The organism is Streptomyces sp. NPDC057638 (assembly GCF_042800315.1).
GTDB lineage: Bacteria > Actinomycetota > Actinomycetes > Streptomycetales > Streptomycetaceae > Streptomyces.
This window is the reverse complement of the sequence record NZ_JBHVHF010000478.1, coordinates 1-4,035: the sequence shown is the minus strand read 5'-3', so window position 1 is coordinate 4,035 and position 4,035 is coordinate 1. Positions and strand designations below refer to the sequence as shown.

3 protein-coding genes are annotated in these 4,035 nt (G+C 71.5%); 1 reads left to right on the top strand and 2 read right to left on the bottom strand.

Annotated elements, in window-relative coordinates:
* A partial coding sequence (gene glgP, locus ACFVIM_RS33555) for an alpha-glucan family phosphorylase (RefSeq protein WP_384309693.1) occupies positions 1 to 2,367 on the top strand: 2,367 nt, incomplete at its 5' end.
* On the opposite strand, the gene ACFVIM_RS33550 is transcribed toward glgP, so the two are convergent.
* On the bottom strand, positions 2,253 to 3,125 hold the full coding sequence (locus ACFVIM_RS33550; protein WP_384309696.1) for a DUF397 domain-containing protein: 873 nt from the start codon (positions 3,123 to 3,125) through the stop codon (positions 2,253 to 2,255). The two genes, glgP and ACFVIM_RS33550, sit on opposite strands and share 115 nt — an antisense overlap.
* 11 nt (positions 3,126 to 3,136) lie before the next feature.
* Entirely contained in the window at positions 3,137 to 3,991 is an 855-nt protein-coding gene (locus ACFVIM_RS33545; protein WP_384309691.1) for a helix-turn-helix domain-containing protein, read from the bottom strand.
* Positions 3,992 to 4,035: the final 44 nt, after the last annotated feature.

Sequence of the window (4,035 nt, the reverse complement as noted above, 5' to 3'; positions counted from 1 at the left end):
CGCCACGACAGCGCGCCGCCCGCCGCCATCGCCTACTTCTCGCCCGAATTCGGTGTCACCGCCGCCCTGCCCCAGTACAGCGGCGGCCTCGGCATCCTCGCCGGGGACCACCTCAAGGCCGCCAGCGACCTCGGTGTCCCCCTGATCGGCGTCGGACTGCTCTACCGCCACGGCTACTTCCGCCAGAGCCTGAGCCGGGACGGCTGGCAGCAGGAGCACTATCCCGTCCTCGACCCCCACGAACTGCCCGTCACCCTGATGCGGGAGCACGACGGCACCCCCGCCCGGGTCACCCTCGCCCTCCCCGGCGGGCGCTCCCTGCGCGCCCATGTCTGGATCGCCCGGGTCGGCCGGATCCCGCTGCTGATGCTCGACTCCGATGTCGAGGGCAACGCCCCCGGCGACCGCGAGGTCACCGACCGGCTCTACGGCGGCGGCAGCGAACACCGCCTCCTCCAGGAGATGCTCCTCGGCATCGGCGGGGTGCGCGCCGTCCGCGCCTACTGCCGCCTCACCGGCCATGCCGCCCCCGAGGTCTTCCACACCAACGAGGGCCACGCCGGATTCCTCGGCCTGGAACGCATCCGCGAACTGACCTGCGGCGACGGCCCCGATCCGCTCGACTTCGACGCCGCGCTCGAAGCCGTACGCGCCGGAACCGTCTTCACCACCCACACCCCCGTACCCGCCGGGATCGACCGCTTCGACCGCGAACTCGTCGCCCGCCACCTCGGCGAACGCGCCGAACTCTCGGGCGTCCCCGTCGACCGGATCCTCCAGCTCGGCAAGGAGAGCTACGAGGGCGGCGAACCCCATCTCTTCAACATGGCCGTCATGGGCCTGCGGCTCGCCCAGCGCGCCAACGGGGTCTCCACCCTCCACGGCTCCGTCAGCCGCCGGATGTTCGCGGGCCTGTGGCCCGGCTTCGACCCCGGCGAGATCCCCATCACCTCCATCACCAACGGCGTCCACGCCCCCACCTGGGTAGCCCCCGAGGTGCTGCGGCTCGGCGCCCGCCGCATCGGCGACCGGCGCACCGAGGACGCCCTGACCGGCCTCGACACCGCGGGCTCCGGCCGCTGGGACGCCGTCGCCGACGTCCCCGACGCCGAGGTCTGGGAGCTGCGCAGAGAACTGCGCGAACAACTCGTCACCGAGGTGCGCCGACGGCTGCGCGACTCCTGGCGCCAGCGCGGCGCGGGCGCGGCCGAACTCGGCTGGATCGACGGCGTCCTCGACCCCGACATCCTCACCATCGGCTTCGCCCGCCGGGTCCCCTCCTACAAGCGGCTCACCCTCATGCTGCGCGACCGCGACCGCCTCGCCGAACTGCTGCTCCACCCCACCCGCCCGGTCCAGATCGTCGTCGCGGGCAAGGCCCACCCCGCCGACGACGGCGGCAAGCGGCTCGTCCAGGAACTGGTCCGCTTCACCGACGACCCCCGGGTGCGCCACCGGATCGTCTTCCTGCCCGACTACGGCATGGGCATGGCGCGTACCCTCTACCCCGGCTGTGACGTCTGGCTCAACAATCCGCTGCGCCCCCTGGAGGCGTGCGGCACCAGCGGGATGAAGGCCGCCCTCAACGGCGCGCTCAATCTCTCCGTCCTCGACGGCTGGTGGGACGAGTGGTACGAACCGGACTTCGGCTGGGCCATCCCCACCGCCGACGGCTCCGGCACCGACGAGGACCGCCGCGACCGGCTGGAGGCCGCCGCCCTCTACGACCTGGTCGAGAACCGGATCGCCCCCCGCTTCTACGACCGGGGCGCCGCCGGACTGCCCCGCCGCTGGATCGAGATGGTCCGCCGTACCCTCGGCTCCCTCGGCCCCAAGGTGCTGGCCGGACGCATGGTCCGCCAGTACGTGGAGGAGCTGTACACCCCCGCCGCCCGCGCCCACCGCACCCTGACCCCCGGCGCCGCCCGCGCCCTCGCCACCTGGAAGGGCCGCGTCCGGGCCGCCTGGCCGCTGGTCACCGTCGACCATGTCGAGACCGTCGACCAGACCGCCGAGACCCAGGGCGACGACACCGCCGAACTCGGCGCCACCCTCGCGCTGCGGGTCCGGGTCGCCCTCGGTGAGCTGCGCCCCGAGGACGTCGAGATCCAGGCCGTCTCCGGCCGGGTCGACGCCGACGACGCCATCGCCGACGCCCACACCACCGCCCTCAAGCCGACCGCAGGACCCGACCTGGAGGGCCGCTGGACCTACGAGGGCCCGCTCACCCTCGACCGCACCGGCCCCTTCGGCTACACCGTCCGGGTCCTGCCCGCCCACCCGCTGCTCGCCTCCGGCGCCGAGATGGGCCTGCTGGCCGCGCCCGGCGACCCGGGCGGGGACGGGGGAGGAGTACTGCTGCGCTGAGGCTCCACGCCGTGTCCGCAGCGTCCGGGCGGCGCTCCCTCGTGGCTGCCGGGGTCGGAGGTGAGGACGGCGCGCGCCCCGTTGACGAACCGCTGCCAGATGGCGCCGCCGAATATCAGGGGGCCCCGGGCCCGGTCCTTGGTGTCGCGCACCGCCTGCCGTCCGGAGCGCAGACGGCCGTGCTCCAGGCAGTTGTTGCTGGTGCCGCTGCGGCTGCTGGTGTGCCAGCGGGCGCCCTCCAGCTCGGCGGGGTCGGCGATGAGGGGCCGGGCTCTGCGGAGGATCCCTCCGGCGCCGGAGGTCCCGGGCAGTCCGGGGCGGCCGGCCTGTCCGGGTATCGCGGTCGGGCCGGGTAAGCCGGGACAGCCGCCGGGGGAACGTATGCCTCGGTCAGGTCCGGGTCTCCCGGAGGAACCGGCGAACGCCGGTGACCCGTGGGACGGACCCGGTGAACCGCAGGGGCCTGGTGATCCGTAACGGCCGGGCGGCCTGGAACGCGTCGGCGGCCGGGGGAACCCGGGTGGCCCGGACACGGCGGGGGGACCGGATATCGTCCGGGCGCCGGGAACCGCCGTCACCCCGGAAGCCCCGGTGGAACGCGCGCCGCCGGTGAATCCCGCGAATCCCGCGAATCCCGCAGATCCTGTCGATCCCGCGGATCCCGTCGATGCCGGGTTTCCCACGAACCCCGGGAATCCCGGTGCCCGTGGGAAACCCGTGAATCCGGAGAGCGCTGAGAGTTCCGGAAAGCCGGACATCATCCCCAGGGTCATGATCGGAATTCCTTGAGCAGCTCGCGGATATAGGCACGTGACGCGTGGGGAGTGAGGGCGGCGGCGGTCAGATCGTCCCAGGCCTTTCCGTACCGTTGGACATCGCGCGGCCGTTCGAGCAACGTACCACCGGTGATGTGTTCCAGCCAGATGACGTTGACGGGTGGTTCGCCGCGTAGTTCGAAAATCGTACAGGGGACGTACTGTTCCATCGGGAGAATGGCGTCGAGCGGCAGGATCTGGATGGTGATATTCCGCTGCTTTCCCGCCTCCAGCAGATGCTCCAGTTGTCCCCGCGTCACCTCATGGCCGCCGCCGATGCGGTGGAGCGCGGGTGTGTCGATGACCGTGCGCAATTGAAAGGCATACGGGTCGTCCAGGACGTGCTTGCGCTTTATCCGCATCTCCACCAGCAAATCGGCCTGGGTGGTGGACTCGACGCCGGAGAACATCTCCCGCATATACGCCTCGGTCTGGAGCAGCCCCGGAATCACCCCGGCCTCGAACATCCGGGAGAGCTGGGAGTCGGACTCCAGCGTGAGGTAGTCCCGCAGGCTGTCGTGGAGCAGGGGGCCCTGGCCGCTCCACCAGTCCACCTTGTGGATCTCCTTGGCGAGGCGCTTGAGATTGGCGCGCTGTTGTTCGTCCATGACGCCGTAGAGGTTGAGCAGCGTGGTCAGATCGAGCGGACGGATGCCCCGCTTGCCGTTCTCGATCTGGCTGATCTTGGGCTGGCCGCACTCCAGCGCCTCGGCGGCGTCCTGGACCCGGAGTTTCGACGAGAGGCGCAGTTTGCGTAATTCCCCGCCGAGTCGACGGCTGCGCATGGTGGGCATATCGCTCTGTGCCATGGCGTCATCATGGCCGCGTTCGCAATCCGGTCACAACATGGCGC

Bases quoted from the DNA above. Each gene is read 5' to 3' on its own strand.
- ACFVIM_RS33545 (WP_384309691.1), bottom strand. From the start codon at position 3,991: ATGGCACAGAGCGATATGCCCACCATGCGCAGCCGTCGACTCGGCGGG.
- ACFVIM_RS33550 (WP_384309696.1), bottom strand. From the start codon at position 3,125: ATGTCCGGCTTTCCGGAACTCTCAGCGCTCTCCGGATTCACGGGTTTC.